This is a genomic window from Kribbella sp. NPDC059898 (assembly GCF_042730855.1).
Taxonomy (GTDB): Bacteria; Actinomycetota; Actinomycetes; order Propionibacteriales; family Kribbellaceae; genus Kribbella.
The window spans coordinates 103,432-123,200 of record NZ_JBHWKR010000018.1 but is presented as its reverse complement, the minus strand read 5'-3'; the positions used below and the strand labels follow the sequence as shown (position 1 = coordinate 123,200).

The following is a 19,769-nucleotide window of genomic DNA, read 5'->3' as shown; positions in this document are numbered from 1 at the left end:
TCGTCCAGCACTGAGTCTTGCGTCAAGGGGCTGCAGTAGTCCCAAATGGGCATATCTCGTGACGCATCTGGTAATTCGGGTCGCTCCGAGTCATTGACGTTTTCTGCTCGTATCTCTATGGTTCCAAGCACTCTTGGGGAGATCTGACGTCATGCATCCGCCCGACTGAAAGCGGTCCTCGCCATGAAACGACTGCTCTGCCGATTCCTCGCTCTCGTGGTGGCATTGGTGCCGGCCACCGCGGCTGTCTCGTCCGCCGAAGGAGTTGACGTGCCGCCTCGCAACGGCCTGTTCTCCAGCACCGACCTGGCCTTCCGTGGGGAGGGCGGGTATCCCCAGTACCGGATTCCGGCGCTGACCACGAGCACCAGAGGAACCCTGATCGCGGCGTACGACGGCCGCCCGACGATGGCCGATCTGCCGAGCCACATCGCCATGCTGGTCCGCCGGAGCACAGACGGCGGACGGACGTGGTCGACCCAGCAAGTGATCCGGAGCGATCCGGCGCCGAACGGGTACGGCGATCCGAGCCTGCTGGTCGACCGTAAGACCGGCCGGATCTTCTTGTTCTACGCGTCCTCGGTCAACCAGGGGTACGCCGGCTCACGGACCGGGAACAGCGACACCGACCCGAACATCCTGCACGCCGACTACAGCTGGTCCGACGACGACGGCGTCACCTGGCAGCATCGACGGATCACCTCGATGATCAAGGACCCCGCCTGGGGCGGACTCTTCGCGGCCTCCGGCGAAGGCATCCAGTTGCAGCACGGGCGGTACGCCGGGCGGCTGGTGCAGCAGTACACCGTCCGCTACAACGGCGGCAACTACGCGGCGAGCGCTTACAGCGACGATCACGGTGCGACATGGCGGATGGGTGCGCTGGCCGGGCCGGGCGCCGACGAGAACAAGACCGTCGAGCTGTCCGACGGGACGGTGATGCTGAACGTCCGCGCGAACCCGTACCGCAGGGTGGCCACCTCCAGCGACGGCGGTGCGACGTACTCGCCGCTGCAACCGGATCCGGAGTTGGTTGACCAAGGCAACAACGGCTCGATCCTGCGGGCCTTCCCCGATGTCGCGCAGGACGACCCGCACTCGAAGATGCTGCTGTTCAGCAACACCCCGGACACGGGTATCCGGCGCAACCTGACCGTCAAGATGTCGTGCGACAACGGCGAGACCTGGCCGATCCAGCGCGTGGTCGATCCCGGTTCGGCCGGCTACTCCACAATGAGCCGGTTGCCCGACGGCTCGATCGGGATGCTGTACGAGCGCTTCGGATACCAGCACATGACCTTCGCGCACTTCGATCTGAAGTGGTTGGGTGGGGTGTGCGCGCCGCTGAGTATCGCCCCGCCGACGGCGTACCGGGCGGGGACAGCGGGCGAGCTTGCCGTACACATCGTCAACCAGGGGATGAAGGCAACCGACGCCGGGAAACTCGCGCTCGAGGTGCCCGAAGGCTGGCAGACGACTCCCGTGGAGGTCCCGGCGATTCCTGCCGGCGAGGCGGTCGATGTCAAGGTTGCCTTCACGTCATCCGACGTTGCGGTGGGCAACGTTCCGGTGACCGCGTCGTACCAGGTCTCCGGCACCAGGTCCGTCGGGACGACCACTATTGCGGTGACTGCCGATCCGGTGGCTCCGGAGCACTCCGGGCTGTCGGTGCTGCCCGTCCTGGACAACATTGCGGTCGGCGGCAGGCCGGGGCTGCTGGACGACGTACTCACGTACGGACCCGGATCACGAACACCGGGAACACCGTCCTCACGAACGTCACGGTGACCGGCAACCAGGACAACCTCGATGCCTGCCGCTACTCGAGTCTCGCTCCCGGAGCGTCGTACGTCTGCCGCTTCGGGAAGCACACGGTCACGCTCGACGACCAGCAGCGCGGCGAGTACGTGCCGAACCTGAAGGTCTCTGCGACAACACCGAGCGGTACGACGGTCGGCGCCGAGGGGAGCGGTACGCCGGTCCCGGTCGCGGCACCACGTGCCGACAGCCGGCCTGCTGTGGTGCCGAGCCTGCGGCAGTGGGACGCCGGGCACGGTCGTCCGTGGAGCATCGCAGCGGGCACGCGGGTCGTCTCGGGGCCGCGTTCCGCAGCGACGGCTCGTACCTTCGTCGAGGACCTCGAGACGATGACCGGCCGTCGCCTGCCGGTCGTCGACGAGCCTGCCCGCCCGGGCGACATCGTCCTGTCCGCGGAGAGTCCGGACCCGGCGCTGGGTGCCGAGGAGTACCGGCTCAGCATCGGCGACACGGTCCGGATCGACGCGCAGACGGACACCGGCGCCTTCTACGGCACGCAGACCGTGTTGCAGATGCTGAAGGCCGATCCGCTGCGGCGGAGCCTGCCGCGGGGAACCGCGCAGGATGCTCCGAAGCTCGCGACGCGTGCGCAGATGCTCGACGTCGGGCGCAAGTTCTTCCCGGTGAGCTACCTCAAGCAGCAGATCCGGCAGATGGCCTGGCAGAAGCTCAACGTGTTCCACCTCCACTTCACCGACTGGCGTGGCTTCCGGATCCAGAGCGACACGTTTCCCGGTTTGACCCCGAAGGACGGTGCGTACTCCAAGGCCGACCTGCGCGCGCTGCAGGACTACGCGGCGAAGTACCACGTCGAGATCGTCCCCGAGGTGGACCTCCCGGGTCATGCCACGCCGATCACGAGCTACGACCCGAGCCTCCGATTCTCCTGCCCCTCGATGGACGAGGCGATCTGGCCCGGCGGTGAGCTGGGCGGCTGGACGCTGGATATCACGAAGCCGCACACCCGGGAGTTCGTGAAACGGCTGCTCGACGAGATCGTGCCGCTGTTCGACTCCAAGACCTTTCACATCGGCGGCGACGAGATCGGGTACGACGACAAGAAGAACGCCTGTCCCGAACTGGTGCAGTACGCGAAAGACCGCGGCTTCACCTACACGGGCGACGTCTTCGTCGATTTCGCGAACGAGCTGAACGCGACGGTGCGGTCCCACGGCAAGACCACCGAGATGTGGGAATGGTGGAACGTCTACGGCCAGAAGTCGAGCATCAGCCCGGACAAGAACATCATCGTCGACTCGTGGGTGAGCTCCGACCCGTCCGCGCTCGCCGCTCAGGGCTACCGGGTCGTGGCGACGCCGGAGAATCTGCTCTACGTCAGCGCGGGCTTCGGGCAGCGGCTCGGTCAGTACGGCTATGTGGACGTACGCAAGGTGTATGAGGACTATTCGTTCCCGGCGCCCGGCGGGGTTCTGGGCTACCGGGTTTCTCGTTGGTCCGACAAGGCCGAGGAGCAAAGCCCCGAGTGGTTCGACTTCTACGCCAAGCGGCCGCTGCAGGTCCTCGCCGAGCGCACCTGGGGCGGGCCGCGGTCGAACAGTGTCTGGGAGTTCTTCGCCCGTGCCGACGCGATCGGTGGACCGCCCGGCACGGCCGGCGGTGAGCTGACCGCCGTACCCACGAACGCGGTGCGCGTGACGACCGACAGCCAGGAGACCTCGCAGGAGAACGGCGCGGCGGTCAACGTGCTGGACTCCAACCCGTACACCACCTGGCATACCGCCTACACGCCCACGGAGGTACCGATGCCACACCAGTTGACGATGGACCTGGGTACGTCGTACCCGGTCAGGGCGATCAGCTACCAGCCGCGGCAGGACGGGGGCGTCAACGGCCGGATCGCGACGTACGGCGTGAGCGTCAGCGCAGACGGAACCACCTGGCATCAGGTTGCCGCTGGCAACTTCCGTGACGACGCCACCGAGAAGAAGGTCACCTTCCCGGTGACCAGGGCACGGTACGTACGCTTCGACGCGACCAGCGCGGCGAACGGCAAGCCGTTCGCCGGCGCCGCGGAACTCACGGTCTGGCAGGCTCCCGCATGACCCGCGACAGCACGGTCACGCGGCGCCTCGGAGGACGAAGGCTTGCCGCAGTCACCGCCGGCGTGCTCGCCCTCGTCCTCGGCAGCGCGAGTCTGGCCTCGGCCGGTACCCAGGCGGCGCCAGCCGTGCCCGCCGTCACTGCGGGGAAGTCGAGCCTCCACCCCTTCCCCGGAAACGATGGGCGGCCCCACCGCGTCGCCTGGGACGACAAGTCCCTCACGGTCGACGGACGCCGATTGGTGGTGTGGTCCGGCGAGTTCCACTACTGGCGGCTGCCGAGCCCCGACCAATGGCGCGATGTGCTGCAGAAGCTGAAGGCGAACGGGTTCAACGCCGTGTCGTTGTACTTCTTCTGGGGCTTCCACTCCAGCAAACCCGGTTCGTACGACTTCACCGGCGTACGCGACATCGAGCGGCTGCTCACCATGGCCGAGCAGGAAGGGCTGTACGTCATCGCCCGCCCCGGGCCGTACATCAACGCCGAGGTCAGCATGGGCGGCCTGCCCGCGTACATGTCGACGTACGCAGGGGAGCAACGCACGGCCGACCCGCAGAACCTGGCCGCCGACCTCGAGTGGCTGCACGCCGTGAACGGGATCATCGGCCGGCACCAGCTCACCGACGGCGGCGGCAGCGTCATCGCCTATCAGGTGGAGAACGAGCAGGTCGACCATTCCGCGAAGCACATCGCGTACATCGAGAAGCTGCAGGACGCGGTCCGCAAGGACGGCATCACCGTGCCGCTGTTCCACAACGACTGGGGCGACGGGCACGGCTGGAACGTGCCCGGGCAACCGGGTGGCTCGCAGCTCGATCTGTACGCCTTCGACACCTATCCGCTCGGGTTCAACTGCACTGGGCCGCGCGGCAGGCTGAGCAACTTCGAGTCCCGGATCCGCAGCTACTCGCCGGCCACGCCGTTGTTCATCGCCGAGGGACAGGGAGGTGCGTTCACGGCCTGGGGCCGGGACTTCCAGACCTCGAAGTGCGCGGACTTCGTCGACGCGGCGTTCACCCGGCAGTTCGCGGTGAACAATCTCGCGAACGGCGTCACGATGTTCAACTACTACATGCAGTACGGCGGCACCAACTGGGGCTGGACCGGCGATCCGGGCTCCGGCTTCACGTCGTACGACTACGGGGCCGCCATCGGCGAGGACCGGCAGTTGCGGGACAAGGCTGCGGTACAGAAGGAGTTCGGCTACCTGCAGCAGGCGGTGACGCCGATCGCCTCGTCGTACGCCGTCACCCCGGTGTCCGTGAGCGCCGACGGCGGACCGGTCGTCGCCGATCAACGGCTGTCGACCGAGGATGTCGCGAGCTCCGTCTCCGGGAACGGCACCCGGATCATCAACCTCCGACATCCGGACTCCAACGACACCTCCACGAGCCAGGTGGCGTTCCCGCTCGACCTCGAGCGGCCGCCCACGCCGCCGAAGCCGGTCAGCTATCGGTGGAACAACTCCGACACCGGCCTGCACTACACCGGGCAGTGGACGCACGCTGCCGGGCAATCGTGGACCAGCGGCGACTACAGAGACGACGAGACCTTCTCGAACCGGACAGGCGACAGTCTGGAGGTCGCCTTCGACGGGCCCGTGGTGCGCTGGGTCGGCCCTGACTCGAGCAACCACGGCACCGCCGATGTCTATGTCGACGGCGTCAAGAAGGCCACCGTCGACGGCTATTCGGCCGGCCCGGTCTTCCAGCAGGTCAAGTACGAGGCGACCGACCTCGGTGCCGGCCCGCACACTTTGAAGATCGTGGTGACCGGGCAGAAGGGGAATGCCGCGTCCCAGGGCACGTTCGTCTCGGTCGACGCGATCGACACCAGCCCGACGACAATCCCGCCACCGCCCCCATCGTCGACGGCCTATCCGCGAATCCCGCAGCAGCCAGGCACTGCCGTCACGATCGCCGGCCGGGACGCCAAGACGCTGGTCGCCGATTATGCCTTCGGGCCGCACCAGTTGGTGTACTCGACCTCGGAGATCCTCACCCACGGCACCGACCTGATCAGCCTGGTCGGTACAGCGGGGGAGGCCGGCGAGACCGTGTTCCGGTATCCGAGCCGCCCGGACGTCATGACGCTCGACGGGTCGCCGGTGCAGGTCAGCTGGGACCAGAACCGGGGCGACCTGCGACTGAACTATGTGCATGGCGGCACCAGCACCGTGCGGATCAGCGGCGGCGGTCGACCCGACCTCGTCGTAGTCCTGACTGACCACGCAGCGGTGACCAGCACCTGGCAGGTTGACGCCGGGCAGTCCGAGATACTGGCCACCGGCCCTGACCTGGTCCGCAGCGCCGCAGTGTCCGGCCATCGCCTCGATCTCACGAGCGACACGGCGGCCGATCGCCCGATCCGGGTCTTCGTCCCGAACGGCGTGACCGATCTGAGCTGGAACGGCGAGGACGTGCACGTCACCCGAGATGCCGCCGGAGCCCTGGTCGGCGCGCTCTCCGGACCCCGGCCGACCGTGCTCCCAGCGTTGACGAGTTGGCGCACCGCGGCGGAGGCTCCGGAGCGCGAACCGAGCTTCGACGACTCGACGTGGACGGCGGCTGACCGAACGACCGCGGCCAACCCGAAGCACGGACCTGGTCCGGTACAAGGCGTCGTGCTCGACACCGAAGAGTACGGCTTCCACGAAGGCGACACCTGGTACCGCGGCCGGTACACACCGACCGCCGACGGTTCGGCCGTCAAGGTCAGCGTGAAGACGGGAACGGCCGGCCAAGCGCTGGTCTGGCTGAACGGCCACTACCTCGGCTCGCAGAGCGACGGCACATCGTCGTACGACGTCCCCGCCGGCCTCGCCCCGGCCGGCAAGCCTGCCGTGCTTGCCATCCTGGTGCGGAACATGGGGCAGTATCTGGACTGGTCGTCAGACGGCCGCTCCAAGGGCGGCCGCGGCCTGTACGACGTCGACGTACCCGGCTCCGGCAGGATCAACTGGCGGCTGCAGGGTGCGCTCGGCAGAGACACCCCGGCCGACGAGGCGCGAGGCCTCTACAACAATGGTGGCCTCTTCGGTGAGCGCCACGGATGGCATTTGCCCGGCGCGCCGGACAGCCGCTGGTCGACCACGGCCTCGCTGAAGAGCGACGCCCCGGTCGTCCGGTGGTACCGGACCACCGCGATGCTCAACGTTGCCCCGGGCACCGATCCCGCCATCGCGTTGCACGTTGACGACAGCACCGGCCGGAGTGCGAAGTACCGGATGCTGATCTTCGTCAACGGCTGGAACACCGGACAGTACGTCAACAACGTGGGACCACAGAACGAGTTCGTCATTCCATCCGGCTTCCTCAACCGGCACGGCCCGAACACGATCGCCCTCGCGGTCACCGCGGAGCAGCCTGGCGTCGGTCCCGACGGTGTACGCCTCGTCGTCCGCGGAACCGTGCGCGGCGGTGTCGGTGGCCGATCCAACCCAGCCCCCGACTGGGCCGCGCTCTTCCCGCCCACCTCACCTCATGCTGGAGGTACTTCATCGTGACTCGCACGTTATTGGTGCTCGCGCTGGGGGCAGCACTGCTGACACCCCTGCCATCTGCCGATGCCGCTCCGGCGACAGATGCGGCTCTACCTGTGGTGTCGCCGACGCCGCAGGCGATCGAACGGGCTGGCAAGGACACGCCTGTCCCTGATCGGGTCAGGATCGTCACGGGACCCGACACCGACGCGGCGGCGCTGAGCCGCCTTCAGCAGGAGCTCGGAGCCGCCGGCGCGGAGGAGGTCGAAACGGTGTCCGGCGACCCCGGAGGACCTGCTGCTCCGCTGACCGTGTTGCTCGGCGGCTCGAACCGGACCGACGTCAAGGAAGGACTCGGCGCGACGACGGTTCCGGCGCATCCGGAAGGGTACGCATTGCGCGTGAGCGCGATGCCGCATGCGGTGGTGGCGATCGGCGGTGTCGACCCGGCGGGCCAGTTCTACGCCGTCCAGACGCTGCGGCAGCTGATCCGGGACGGGAAGATTGCCGGTGCGAGCGTCAGCGACTTCCCGTCGATGCCGCTGCGCGGAAGCATCGAGGGCTTCTACGGAACTCCGTGGACACAGGCCGAGCGCCTCGACCACATGGACTTCCTGGGCGACCAGAAGGCCAACACCTATGTGTACGCGCCCAAGGACGATCCGTATCACCGCGACCGCTGGCGCGATCCGTACCCGGCCGGCAAGCTGGCCGAGCTCGGCCAGCTGGTCGAGCGAGCCACCGGGAACCACGTGCGCTTCACCTTCGCGGTCTCGCCCGGCGGGTCGATCTGTTACTCCGACCCCGGCGACACCGCGAAGCTGATCGCGAAACTGCAGGCGATCTACGATCTCGGTGGCCGAGCCTTCTCGATCCCGCTGGACGACATCAGCTACACGCGATGGAACTGCGCGGGCGACCAGACGAAGTACGGCGCACCCGGTCGCGCTGCGGCGGCGCGAGCGCAGGTGGACCTTCTGAACACGGTGCAGCAAACGTTCATTGCCACCCACAACGGTGCCCGGCCGCTGCAGATGGTGCCGACGGAGTACGGCGACCTGACCGACACGGCGTACAAGCAGACGATGCGCGCGACGCTCGACCCGGCGGTGGAGGTGATGTGGACCGGCACGGACGTAGTGCCGCCGGCGATCACCAACGACCAGGCCTCGAAGGCGGCCGCGCTGTTCGGGCGCAAGGTGTTTGTCTGGGACAACTACCCGGTCAACGACTACGGTGCGACGAGCGGCCGGTTGCTGCTGGCGCCGTACGACAAGCGTGAAGCCGGGCTGTCCGACCATCTCAGCGGGATCGTCGCGAACCCGATGAACCAGCCGTTCGCAAGCAAGGTAGCGCTGTTCGGGGTCGCGGACTTCACCTGGAACGACGCCGCCTACGACGCAACCCGGAACTGGCACCGAGCGATGGACTATCTGGCCGGACAGGACCCGGCGGCGACGGCAGCGCTGCAGGTGTTCGGCGACCTGGAACATCTGGCGCCGACCTTCGGACCGAACCCCTGGCAGCCGCAGGCGCCGGAGTTGGCGCGCCGGGTCGCGGAGTTCTGGCGGACCTGGGACAGCGGCAAGCCGGCCGACGCGGTGCAGCAGTTGCACGACTACGCCGATCGGATCGCGGCGGCTCCCGCCACCATCCGGGCTGGGCGGGTGCAGCCGGGGTTCATCGCCGACGCCAAGCCCTGGCTCGATGCCACGGCGCTCTGGGGCCAGGCCATGACGAAGACGCTCGACTCCCTGTCGGCACGGCTCGCCGGAGACAACGCTGCCGGCTCCGCCCTTGCCGGTGAGGCCGACGGCCTGCGGACCCAGGCGCGAGCCGTTCGGGTCGACCCGCCGCGCAACACCTGGGGTGCGGTGCCGCCGAAGGTCGGGGACGGCGTACTCGACACGTTCATCGATCAGGCGCTGGACCTGGCGAGCCACCCGATCGCGGTGCGGTTGTCGGCGAAGGTGGTGTTCGCAGCCGACGGCTCGGCGAAGCTCGCCGTACAGGTGGCGAACGGGATCGCCGGGAACGCGTCCGACGTCTCGGTGCGGATCGAGTTGCCGGGTGGCGGGACGGCGACGCCGACCGTGCTGGATCTCGGTTCGCTCGCCAACGGGCAGAGCGCCGATGCGTCCTTCACCGCGACCTGGCCCGGACCCGTCGCCGGCCGCATCGCCGACGTGGCTGCGACGGTGAGCTGGACGGCAGGCGGAGTACGGTCGTCGACAACGGCCGAGGCCGCGGTGCAAGTCACCAGCGCCGCCACACCGACTCGCCCGACCGGCGTCGCGTACGTCGACAGCGAGGAGACCGCGGGGGAGGACGGCCGGGCCGTCAACGCGATCGACGGTGATCCGGCGACGATCTGGCACACGGTCTGGTCCGCCGGCAACGCGCCGTACCCGCACGAGATTCAGCTCGATCTCGGCAAGCCGTTGAGCGTCTCGGCCCTGCGGTACCTCCCGCGGGCCGGCGGCGGCAACGGAACCGTAGCCGGTTACCAGGTGTACCTCAGCTCGGACGGGCAGACGTGGGGGACGCCGGTCGCGACCGGCACGTTCCCGCCCGGGGCCGCCGAGAAGTTCGCCCCGTTCGCCCTCACAAGCACGCGGTACGTCCGCTTCGTCGCCCTGTCGGAACAGAACGGCAACCCCTGGGCGTCAGCCGCCGAATTCAGCGTCGACGCGGTGATGTGAGACTCGGCGGGGCGAGGGCTAGGGCGCGGAGGCGGCGGGTGGCCTGGGCCAGGGCGCCGTCGAGGACCGCATCGTCGCGGACTCTGGCGCCGAGGAGGCGAGAGACCACTCCAGCGACCTCGACTGTGTCGTGAGCCGTACCTGGCCTGCGGCGAAGCCCGGACTATCGGACTGCCTCGGAGCCTCGCACGCTCAGCAAGCTGATCTGCCTGGGGGTGAATGCAGATCACTGTGAGGCGGATGCATCGGTCCAGAGGGCGTTGTCGCTGACCAGTGTGGTGTGTCCCCAGTTTCGGAATGCGGCGGATTCGTAGTACTCGAGGTCCTGGCCGTAGGTCGACTGCCACCACTCGTCGACTCGTCGGCGCAGTTCGGCACGCGTTGGGGTGAGGTCCGAGCGATCGGCGAGGTTGTGCAGTTCGCCTGGGTCCGTGACGAGGTTGTACAGCTCCTCCCACGGAGCCTCGCCGTAGTGGCGTACGTATTTCCAGTCCCGGGTGCGGGCGATGCGGAAGGGGTGGAGGCCCCAGTACGCCGCGTAGTGCTCGAGGAATACGCATTCGTCCTGTGGTGGACTGGTCCGCAGTGCGCGTTCCAGCACGGATCCGCCGGACATTTCAGTGGGCACTGGGAGACCGGCGGCGGTCAGCAGCGTGCCGGGCTGGGCGACGTTCACGCACAGATCGTCCACCACCGAGCGTTCGAGCTGTAGCCCGGGAACCCTGAGGATGAACGGGATCCGGTACAGCTCGTCGTACGGAAGGACGCCTTTCAGCCGAAAGCCGTGCGCGCCCATCATGTCGCCGTGGTCGGAGGTGAACAGGACGACGGTGTCGTCCCACATGCCGCGCGCCTCCAACGCGGCGCGGATTTGTCCGACGAGGGCGTCGACGTGGCTGATCATGCTGTAGTAACAACTCAGCTCGTCGCGGAGACGATCCAGATCGACGCCACCGTGCGGCATCGCCCGGCGCTCTGCCTGGTACGGCGGTTTGCCGGCGAGGTCGTCCTCGTACGTCGTCGGAATCGGCATCTGCTCCGGCGGGAAGTGCTGGTCGAACGGCGCGACGTGTTCGAAGGCCGGATGCGGTTCGTGCCAGGACACGGTCAGGAACAGTGGCTGCTGCGGATCGTGCCCCGAGACAAAACGGACCGCATCAGTGGTGACAGCCCGATCGACCCCGGACAGCGGCGAGCCGACGCCGTGCTCTCGGAAGTGGTCGTAGCCGAGCGCGTCAAGCGGATGGCTCTTGCCGAAGTACGCGGTGGTCCAGCCGGCGTCGCGGAACACCTTGCCGACCGTCAGCCGGTCCGGGCTGAGATGGCCGGTGTGTCCGCCGAACCCGTAGATCGCCATGACGCCGGCCTCGTGCGGATAGATCCCGGTCTGCATCGACACCCGGGACGGAGTGCACTGCGGGTTGGAACAGAACATGTTCGTGTAGTTGACGCCCTCGCCCGCCAGTTGATCGAGATGCGGCGTCCGTGCGATCGGGTCGTTCGTGCCGAGCCGCTGGAACTGGAACTGGAACTGGTCAGCGATGAGCAGAACGACATGGCGAGGTGACATGTGGTGACCCTTCGTCGTGAGGTTTGGTATCGATTTCAACTCGCTGGAGAAGGAAAGTCAAGGAAGCCGGCTGATCCCTTGACCCGGCGGTTGTGATGGCCCTACGGTCGATTTGGTATCGATTTCAAAGCCAGGGAGGCCAGGGTGTCGATCACGTCCCCGCCCAAGATCTCGCCACCGGCGGCAGCCGTCGAGCAGCCTCGGGACCGGTCGCGCCGCCGATGTCGCCGGAGTGTGGCCGGTCTGCTGTTCGCCTTGCCTGCATTGGTGCTACTCGGGGTGTTCCACATCTGGGCGAGCCTGTTCAACATCGCGATGTCGCTGACCGACTGGTCACTCGGCGGAGCGTCGTTCGTTGGGCTGCGCAACTATGCCGCTCTGCTGACCGGAAGCGAGTTCCGCAACTCACTGATGGTGACGTTGTTCTTCGTGGTCGGCACGGTGCCGGTGACGATCCTGATCGGGCTGCCGATCGCCTACGCGTTGCAGTACCGGCTGGCTCGCTTCCATCTGTATCGGGTCCTCGTGTTCACGCCGTACGTCGTACCGACGGTGGCGTCGGCGATGATCTGGAGCGTCATCTTCGGATCCAACCCGGGCAGCTTGGCGAACTGGATCCTGTCGTGGTTCGGCGCCGGCCCCCGACAGTGGCTGGTCGACGGGACCGGCGTGATCAACGTGGTGTTGCACCCGATCGGTGTCCAGTTGCCCGGCGTGCTCGCCGGACCGAGCGTCGCGCTGACAGTGACGATGGTCGCCCAGATCTGGCACATGCTCGGGTTCACGGTGATCGTGCTGCTGTCCGGGCTGACCGGAATCGGAGAGGACGTCCGCGAGGCGGCGCGGGTCGACGGCGCGGGCGAGTTCCGGGTACTCCGCAGCGTCGTCGTGCCGTTGCTGTCGCCGACGATCCTGTTCCTGGCGGTGATTTCGCTGATCTTCGCGGTGCGCGAGTTCAACCTCATCTACGTACTCACGGGTGGCGGCCCGTTGGGCAGCTCGGAGACGTTGTCCATGCTGATGGTGCGCCAGTTCTACCAGGACAACGAGCTCGGGCGGGGCGCGACCACCGGCACGTTCCTCGCCGTAACAGTTGCCGTACTGACGCTGCTGCAGTTCTGGATCTCCCGGAGGCGAGTCCACTATGAGTGAGCCCAGAGCCCGTCTGAGGGCAATGCCTGCGCACCTCGGCCTGATCGTCGTGTGCGTTCTCCTCATGGTGCCGCTGTACTGGATGGTGATCACAGCGGTTAAGCCGTTGCAGGAGGCTCTTGCATCACCGCCGACCCTCTGGCCGCATCACCTTGCCTTCTCGAACTTCGCGGAGGCGCTCCGGCAAGCCCCGTTCGCGCGCTACATCGCGAACACGGTGTTGACCGCCGGCCTGACCGCGATCGGCAACGTGGTGATCGGCTCGCTTGCGGGGTACGCCCTGGCGCGCGGCCGGTTCCGCGGGCGCGGCGCATTACTCGGGTTCGTCCTGGCGAGCGTGATGGTGCCGGGGGAAGCCACGTTCATCCCGAACTACGTGACGATCCGGAACCTTGGTTGGTACGACAGCTATCTTGCGCTAGTTGCGCCGTGGCTGGTGGGAGCATTCAGTGTTTTCCTTTACCGGCAGGCGTTCCGTTCGCTACCGGAGTCGTTGTTCGAGGCTGCTCGGCTGGATGGACGTTCGGAGTTGCGGCTGTTCCGGGCGGTGGCCTTTCCGCTGGTCCGAGCGACTTCGCTGACGGTGTTCGTGCTGAGTTTCGTCTGGACCTGGAACGCGTTCCTGTGGCCGCTGCTGGTCACCTCCCGCCCGGAGTTGCGTGTCCTTCAGTTGGGATTGACCGCCTTCCAGACCGAGGGCGGTGTGTACGTCAACCTGCTGATGGCGGCGACAGTGCTGTCGGTGGTGCCGGTGCTCGTGCTGTTCGCGACCACTCAGCGCCTGGTCATCAGCGGCATCGGAGAAGGAGCCCTCAAATGAACGCACTCCCGCGCCGCCAAACCCTGGGTGGACTGCTCGTGGCCGGCACCGTGTTGCTGGCCGGTGCCTGCGGCTTCAGCACCACCAGTTCGGTGGCAGGCAACAACGCCGGCGTTCCGGAGAAGGTGAGCAAACCGACCACGATCTCGTTCTGGCACGTCTACACCGGCGGCGACGGGGCAGCACTCGACCTTCTGGTGAAGAAGTTCGAGGCAGCGAACCCGAACATCCAGGTCCAGGCGCAGTACGTCGGCGGATTCAACGACCTGAACAAGAAGGTCGTGTCAGCTCTGCAAGCAGGCTCGCCACCGGACGTCGCGATCGCCTACCCAGCGAACGTCTTGGAGTACGGGAAGTCGAAGCGCGTGCTCGACCTGATTCCGTACGCCGACAAGGCAGGTGTCGGGCTGTCGAACGAGGATCTGGCAGACATTCAGCCGAGCGAACTGAAGCGGAACCGGTACAGCACGCAGAAGGGCGCGTACCTGAGCTTCCCCTTCGCAGTCAACGTGGCTGTCCTCTACTACAACGCCGACCTGCTGGCCCAGGCAGGCTCGCCCGGGCCGCCGAAGACGTGGGCAGACTTCGAGCGGGTGTGCAGTGCGGTGAAGGCGATCGGCAAAACCTGCTATTCGGCCAACGCGAACGCCTCGACTCTGAACGCGATCGGCTACTCCTACGGGACGACGCCGGTCACCACGGACGGGAAGGCGTCGTTCGACACCCCACAGTGGAAGGAAGCCTTCGGAATGCTGGGTCGGCTCGCTTCCTCCGGAACAACGCGCCTCGCAAGCACCGGAGACGCCCAGACAGTCGATCAGAACGAGTTCGTGTCCGGGCAGGCCGCGTTCATCATCAGATCGAGCAGATCGGCACCGTTCCTGAACAAGGCCGTGGCTGGCAGGTTCAAGTGGAGCGCTGCCTCATTGCCGCAGGCAACTTCCACCGGTCGGCCGACGACAGCGCTCTACGGCCCTGGGCTGACCGCTTTCACCTCTGACGCCGATCGGCAGCTCGCCTCGTGGCAGCTGATCAAGTTCCTGGCTTCGGCCGACGCGCAGGCTGCATGGGCGGAGAGCACCGGCAACCTGCCGATTCGGCACAGCGTGCTGACCGCGCCGGCGTACGTCGCCTATCAGAAGCAGCACGCGGCGACGGCGGTGTCAGCCGGTCTGGTCGCTGATGCGCAGTGGGAAGGTGCGCTGGGCGATCGGGGGATCGTCGCCTTCCTGCCGCAGAAGTTGCGGAATTCGATGGAAGACCTGGAGGGAGGCGTGCTGAGCGGTGCGCTGACGCCGGACGCGGCGCAGTCCCAGTTGCAGGCGCAAGCGACCCAGCTGATGACCGCCCGATGAGCCAGCCGAACATCGTCGTGTTCCTGAGCGACGACCATGCCGAGTGGGCGCTCGGGTGCTCGGGCAACTCCGAGATCCGGACTCCGACGCTCGATCATCTTGCACGCACCGGAGTCCGGATGCGGAACGCGTTCACACCGAGTCCGGTTTGCTCACCGGCACGAGCGTCGTTCTGGACAGGTCTGTACCCATCTCAGCACGGGATCCACGACTTCCTCGCCCAGCAGGATCCGGAAGTGGCGGCGACACCGTGGCTCGCAACCGAACGGTTGCTCGGCGAGCTGTTCCAGCGCGGCGGCTACGAGACCGCGATGGTCGGCAAGTGGCACGTCGGCCGGACGGACGAACCATCGGCAGGCTTCGACTACTGGGCGCCCCACGACTACCTGGATCCGGCACCCGACCGCCAAGTCGTCACCGATGACGCCGTACGGTTTCTGCGGGGGCGCGACACCGAGCGTCCGTTCTTCCTGTACGTCGGTCATTTCGCGACGCACAGTCCTTGGGAGGGCGCGCCGGAGCGTCTCGTTGATCAGTTCCGGACGGCGACCTTTACCGACATCCCGGACGATGCCTCGTATCGCTACGGCCAGTTGGCCGGAGAGGCGCTGTTCACGACCAGGGACGATCCGCGGGAGGCGCTCGCGCAGTACTACGCCGCCGTCAGCGAAATCGACGAAGGCGTTGGACGCGTTCTCGACGAGCTCGAGGCGCAGGGGCTGACCGGCGACACCCTGGTCGCCTACACCTCGGACCATGGATTGATGACCGGCCACCATGGGCTGTGGGGCAAGGGAAACGCGACGGTGCCGTACAACATGCTCGACGAGTCGATCCGGGTCCCGATGATAGTGCGGCATCCCGGTGTCCTGCTCGGTGGGCAGGAGAGGGACGAGTTCGTCAACCACTGCGATCTGTTCGAGCTGCTGCTCGAACACGCAGGCGTCGACGTACCCGACCGGCGCCATCGACACCCGGGCCGTTCGTTCCGCGAACTGTGCCGCGGCGGCTATCTGGGTGATTGGCCCGACGAGGTGTGCGCCGAGTACGGCGACACACGGATGATCCGCACCCGGAACGAGAAGCTTGTGTGGCAACCCGGAGTCGATCGGACATTGCTTTTCGACCTGGCCAGCGATCCCCGCGAGTCGGTCGACGTGGCAGCAGACCGACCTGCGTCGGTTGCCGAGCTGTCCAAGCGGCTCGACGAGTGGTTCGCACGGTACGACGGACCGGGCACCAGTGGCCTCCGGGTCGCCGAGTTGCCGCGGCACAACAAACGGGAGGCCTGGCGGGACCACGGGCCGCACGACATCGTCGCCCATCCGCCGTGGATCACGCGCTGACCTTCCCACCCGAACAGACCTCCAGAGACTGGGAGATTGCTATGTCACGCCCTGAAACGGGCTTCCGCGGACGGATCGGGACCACCATCGCCGAGTCCGAACCGTGGTGGCCGGACACCGAGGCCGGCGCAGGCCGCCGACCGAACATCGTGACGGTGATCCTTGACGACACCGGGTGGTCCGACTTCAGCTGCTACGGATCCGAGATCGCAACCCCGACGATCGACCGGCTCGCCGCTGGTGGGCTGCGATACACCAACTTCCACGTCACGCCGCTGTGCTCTCCGACCCGGGCCAGCCTGCTGACCGGCCGCAACCACCACCGAGTGGGGATGCGGTTCCTCGCCGACACGGACACCGGCTTCCCCAACGCGCGCGGAAGGATCAACGCCGACGTGCCGACCTTGCCTCAGCTACTGCGTGAGCAGGGCTATGGCACCTACCTGGCGGGGAAGTGGCACCTTGCGCCGCTGCACGAGATCACGCCGGCCGGGCCTTTCCACAATTGGCCGCTGGGCAAGGGATTCGACCGCTTCTACGGATTCCTGGGCGGATGCACAGACCAGTACGCGCCGGAGCTCTTCCAGGACAATGCACCGGTCGAGCCGCCGGCTGGGAGTGGATACCACCTGAGTGAGGACCTTGTTGATCAAGCGATCCGCTTCGTGTCCGACCATGTGGCGTTCAGGCCTGAGCAGCCTTTCTACCTGCAACTCGCGTTCGGCGCGACACATGCCCCGTTCCAGGCGCCGCGTGAGTACGTCGACAAGTACGTCGAAACCTTTGCCAAGGGCTGGGATCAGACGCGGGCCGATCGGTTCTCGCGGCAGGTGGCGCTCGGACTGGTACCGCCGGGGACGGAGTTGTCCGAGCGGGCGCCCGGCGTGCCGGCGTGGGATGAGCTTGATGACGACCAGCGCGAGCTCTTCGCGCACCTGCAGGCTGCGTTCGCCGGCTTCCTGGAGCACACTGACGCGCAGTTGGGGCTGTTCGTTGCGGCTCTGCGGCGCCTCGGTCTGTTCGAGGACACAATCATCGTCGTCTGTTCTGACAACGGTGCGAGCCGTGAAGGAGGGTCGCAAGGAGCCGTCAACGTCGCGGCGCCGTACAACGGCCTGACTCGTTCGGTCGCGACCGAACTGGCTGAGCTCGACCGGCTCGCCGGACCCGAAGGACCGGCCTTCTACCCAGAGGGCTGGGCAAACGCGGGGAACACACCGTTCCAGCTCTACAAGCAGTTCGTCGATCTCGGTGGGGTGCGGTCGCCACTGGTGGTGCATTGGCCGCGCGGCGTCTTGAGCCACGGCGAGATCCGGAGGCAGTTCGCCCACGCGGTGGATCTCGCGCCGACCCTGCTGGATCTCGCAGGCGGTCCGGAGGGTCTGGAGTTCGACGGATCTTCGATCGCGGCGACGTTCGACGATCGCGGTGAAGGGCGCGACACGCAGTACTGGGAGATGCTCGGGCACCGAGCGATCTGGCACCGTGGCTGGAAGGCAGTTACCTGCCACGAATCTGGCGAACCATTCGAGGCCGACAGGTGGCGCCTGTACGACACAACGACCGATTTCAGCGAGTGCAGAGACCTGGCATCGCAGCAGGCTGGCCTACTTGCGGACCTTCAGGAACTGTGGTGGCGCGAGGCGAAGGCGAACGACGTGCTGCCGTTGGACGACCGTCGGTTGAAGGATCTGCTCAGATTGCGGCCTCCGCTCGGTATCGCCGCGCGGCGCTCCCTCAAGCTTCACGCAGGGCAGAGTCACCTCGCGACGACGAGCACACTGTGTGGGCTGGATCGCTCAATGCGAGTACGGGCGCGGCTCGTCCAGCCGGCTGACGGGGTCGTGCTGTCGAGCGGCAGTTCGTACGGCGGTTATGTCCTGTACGTGAAGGACGGAGTTCTCGTGTTCGAGTACCACTTCCTCGACTGGCGATCACAGGCCGCATCCGCGCCGCTGCCCGCCGGCGAGGTTGAGGTCGGATTCGACGTGGATCGTAGGGCCGACCGGACCGCACGTCTCGACCTGATCGTCGCGGGTGAGATCGTCTCGAAGGAGGAACTGCCGATGGCAACGACATTGTTGTCCTTCTGGGGACTCGATATCGGGCGTGATCCCGTGACCCAGGTGTCCACGGCGTACGACGGGGAGTTCCCACTGCCGGCCGGAGCGCTGAGCGAGGTCGTGATCGAGTTCCTCGAGGAACACTCACCGGCCGCCGTTGCCAACGCGATCCAGGCGACCGAATGACGCGGCCTGTGCTGCTCGATGTCGACACAGGCATCGACGACGCCCTTGCTCTGATGCTCGCCGTCCGTCATCCCGACCTGGATGTCCGTGGGGTGACCTGCGTGGCGGGCAACACGTCCGTCGACCAGGTTGTCCGCAACACGCTCACCGTGCTCGACGCGGCCGGCGCCGTGCACGTACCTGTTGCCCGAGGCGCCGAACGCCCGCTGCTCGCCGCGAGCAGGGACGCGAGTCACGTGCACGGACAGGATGGCCTCGGCGATCTGGGACTGCCGTACTCGACCAGGCAGCCTGTGGATGTGCATGCGGTCGAGCTGATGCGTCAGCAACTGCTGGTCAGCAGCACGCCGGTGACCGTGATCGGGCTGGCACCGCTCACCAACCTCGCCTTGCTGCTGCGTACCTACCCGGAAGCCGCCGCGATGATCGAGCGCATCGTTGTGATGGGCGGTTCGGCATCGGTGGGGAATGCGACGCCTGTCGCCGAGTTCAACGTCTGGCATGATCCCGAGGCTGCCGCGATCGTGTTCAGCGCAGATCTGCCGGTGACGATGTACGGTTTGGACGTCTTCTACCAAGTCGCTGTCGACGGTGACGATGCCGCGAAGCTCGCGGTCAGCGCTGACGCAGGAACAAGCCTGATCGGACGGCTGCTCTCCGGGCAGGTTGACAATTCTCGCTCCGAGGATCGGCTCCTGCCCGGCACCGCAACGCTCGGAGACGCCGGCGCGGTCTGTGCGGTTGCTGACCCGGCTGGGCTCGTCACCGAGTCGTTGCCTGTCCGCGTCAGCCTGGAAGGGGAGGAGACTCGCGGGCAGACGATCGTGGATCGTCGCAGCCGTGCCGGCGAGTCCGACCTGCTCGGACGGGTTGCCGCACCTCGGATCGACGTGGCTCTCGAAGTCGATGCCGCTCGATACCGGAGGATGTTCCTCGACGTCGCATGCCAAGGAGTGGTGTGAGTGCACGGCACCGTCTGTGTGGTCGGGTCGCTCAACCTCGATCTCGTGACCCGCGTCCAGCGCCATCCGCGTCCCGGCGAGACAGTAGCCGGGGACCGGACCCGGACGTTCCCCGGCGGAAAGGGCGCCAACCAGGCCCTGGCGGCCGCCCGGGCCGGCGCGTGGACGCGCCTCGTCGGCGCAGTCGGTACCGACGGTACGGCGTACCTCGCGGAACTCCGCGCGCACGGGGGTGGACTGCGACGCCGTACTG

11 protein-coding genes and 1 pseudogene are annotated in these 19,769 nt (G+C 67.0%); 11 read left to right on the top strand and 1 reads right to left on the bottom strand.

The features are described 5' to 3' along the window. Nucleotides 1-270: 270 nt before the first annotated feature. The 4 genes from ACFV9C_RS38700 to ACFV9C_RS38685 are packed head-to-tail and all read left to right on the top strand — an operon-like array spanning nucleotide 271 to nucleotide 10,062. Complete coding sequence (locus ACFV9C_RS38700; RefSeq protein WP_380201865.1) at nucleotides 271-1,788, top strand: exo-alpha-sialidase; 1,518 nt, start codon at nucleotides 271-273, stop codon at nucleotides 1,786-1,788. Then, nucleotides 1,785-3,881 carry a family 20 glycosylhydrolase gene (locus tag ACFV9C_RS38695; protein ID WP_380201863.1) on the top strand — a complete coding sequence of 699 codons (2,097 nt, stop codon included), beginning with the start codon at nucleotides 1,785-1,787 and terminating at the stop codon, nucleotides 3,879-3,881. Before ACFV9C_RS38700 ends, ACFV9C_RS38695 begins: the two co-directional genes overlap by 4 nt. Beyond that, nucleotides 3,878-7,384: a beta-galactosidase gene (locus tag ACFV9C_RS38690; RefSeq protein WP_380201861.1), complete on the top strand. Its 3,507-nt coding sequence runs from the start codon at nucleotides 3,878-3,880 to the stop codon at nucleotides 7,382-7,384. The genes ACFV9C_RS38695 and ACFV9C_RS38690 overlap by 4 nt, the downstream gene beginning before the upstream one ends. Next, nucleotides 7,381-10,062: a beta-N-acetylglucosaminidase domain-containing protein gene (locus tag ACFV9C_RS38685; RefSeq protein WP_380201859.1), complete on the top strand. Its 2,682-nt coding sequence runs from the start codon at nucleotides 7,381-7,383 to the stop codon at nucleotides 10,060-10,062. Before ACFV9C_RS38690 ends, ACFV9C_RS38685 begins: the two co-directional genes overlap by 4 nt. 226 nt (nucleotides 10,063-10,288) lie before the next feature. Here the strand turns inward: ACFV9C_RS38685 and ACFV9C_RS38680 are convergent, their stop codons facing one another. After that, complete coding sequence (locus ACFV9C_RS38680; RefSeq protein ID WP_380201857.1) at nucleotides 10,289-11,632, bottom strand: sulfatase; 1,344 nt, start codon at nucleotides 11,630-11,632, stop codon at nucleotides 10,289-10,291. A gap of 144 nt (nucleotides 11,633-11,776) precedes the next feature. On the opposite strand from ACFV9C_RS38680, the gene ACFV9C_RS38675 reads away from it, so the two are divergent. The 7 genes and pseudogenes from ACFV9C_RS38675 to ACFV9C_RS38645 form a co-directional block, all read left to right on the top strand. Further along, a complete protein-coding gene (locus ACFV9C_RS38675) occupies nucleotides 11,777-12,784 on the top strand; it encodes a carbohydrate ABC transporter permease (RefSeq protein WP_380201855.1) in 1,008 nt (335 codons plus the stop codon). Next, the gene (locus ACFV9C_RS38670; protein WP_380201853.1) at nucleotides 12,777-13,604 is read left to right on the top strand and encodes a carbohydrate ABC transporter permease; all 828 of its coding nucleotides are present in this window, start codon (nucleotides 12,777-12,779) and stop codon (nucleotides 13,602-13,604) included. Before ACFV9C_RS38675 ends, ACFV9C_RS38670 begins: the two co-directional genes overlap by 8 nt. Further along, complete coding sequence (locus tag ACFV9C_RS38665; RefSeq protein WP_380201851.1) at nucleotides 13,601-14,959, top strand: extracellular solute-binding protein; 1,359 nt, start codon at nucleotides 13,601-13,603, stop codon at nucleotides 14,957-14,959. Before ACFV9C_RS38670 ends, ACFV9C_RS38665 begins: the two co-directional genes overlap by 4 nt. Then, entirely contained in the window at nucleotides 14,956-16,305 is a 1,350-nt protein-coding gene (locus ACFV9C_RS38660; protein WP_380201849.1) for a sulfatase, read from the top strand. The genes ACFV9C_RS38665 and ACFV9C_RS38660 overlap by 4 nt, the downstream gene beginning before the upstream one ends. Nucleotides 16,306-16,346: 41 nt before the next feature. After that, a complete protein-coding gene (locus ACFV9C_RS38655) occupies nucleotides 16,347-18,554 on the top strand; it encodes an arylsulfatase (RefSeq protein WP_380201847.1) in 2,208 nt (735 codons plus the stop codon). Beyond that, entirely contained in the window at nucleotides 18,551-19,516 is a 966-nt protein-coding gene (locus ACFV9C_RS38650) for a nucleoside hydrolase (protein ID WP_380201845.1), read from the top strand. Before ACFV9C_RS38655 ends, ACFV9C_RS38650 begins: the two co-directional genes overlap by 4 nt. Next, nucleotides 19,517-19,687, top strand: a pseudogene (locus ACFV9C_RS38645) (PfkB family carbohydrate kinase); the annotation flags it as partial. It lies immediately after the preceding gene. Nucleotides 19,688-19,769: the final 82 nt, after the last annotated feature.

Bases quoted from the DNA above. Each gene is read 5' to 3' on its own strand.
- ACFV9C_RS38680 (WP_380201857.1), bottom strand. From the start codon at position 11,632: ATGTCACCTCGCCATGTCGTTCTGCTCATCGCTGACCAGTTCCAGTTC.
- ACFV9C_RS38650 (WP_380201845.1), top strand. From the start codon at position 18,551: ATGACGCGGCCTGTGCTGCTCGATGTCGACACAGGCATCGACGACGCC.
- ACFV9C_RS38670 (WP_380201853.1), top strand. From the start codon at position 12,777: ATGAGTGAGCCCAGAGCCCGTCTGAGGGCAATGCCTGCGCACCTCGGC.
- ACFV9C_RS38690 (WP_380201861.1), top strand. From the start codon at position 3,878: ATGACCCGCGACAGCACGGTCACGCGGCGCCTCGGAGGACGAAGGCTT.
- ACFV9C_RS38655 (WP_380201847.1), top strand. From the start codon at position 16,347: ATGTCACGCCCTGAAACGGGCTTCCGCGGACGGATCGGGACCACCATC.
- ACFV9C_RS38665 (WP_380201851.1), top strand. From the start codon at position 13,601: ATGAACGCACTCCCGCGCCGCCAAACCCTGGGTGGACTGCTCGTGGCC.
- ACFV9C_RS38660 (WP_380201849.1), top strand. From the start codon at position 14,956: ATGAGCCAGCCGAACATCGTCGTGTTCCTGAGCGACGACCATGCCGAG.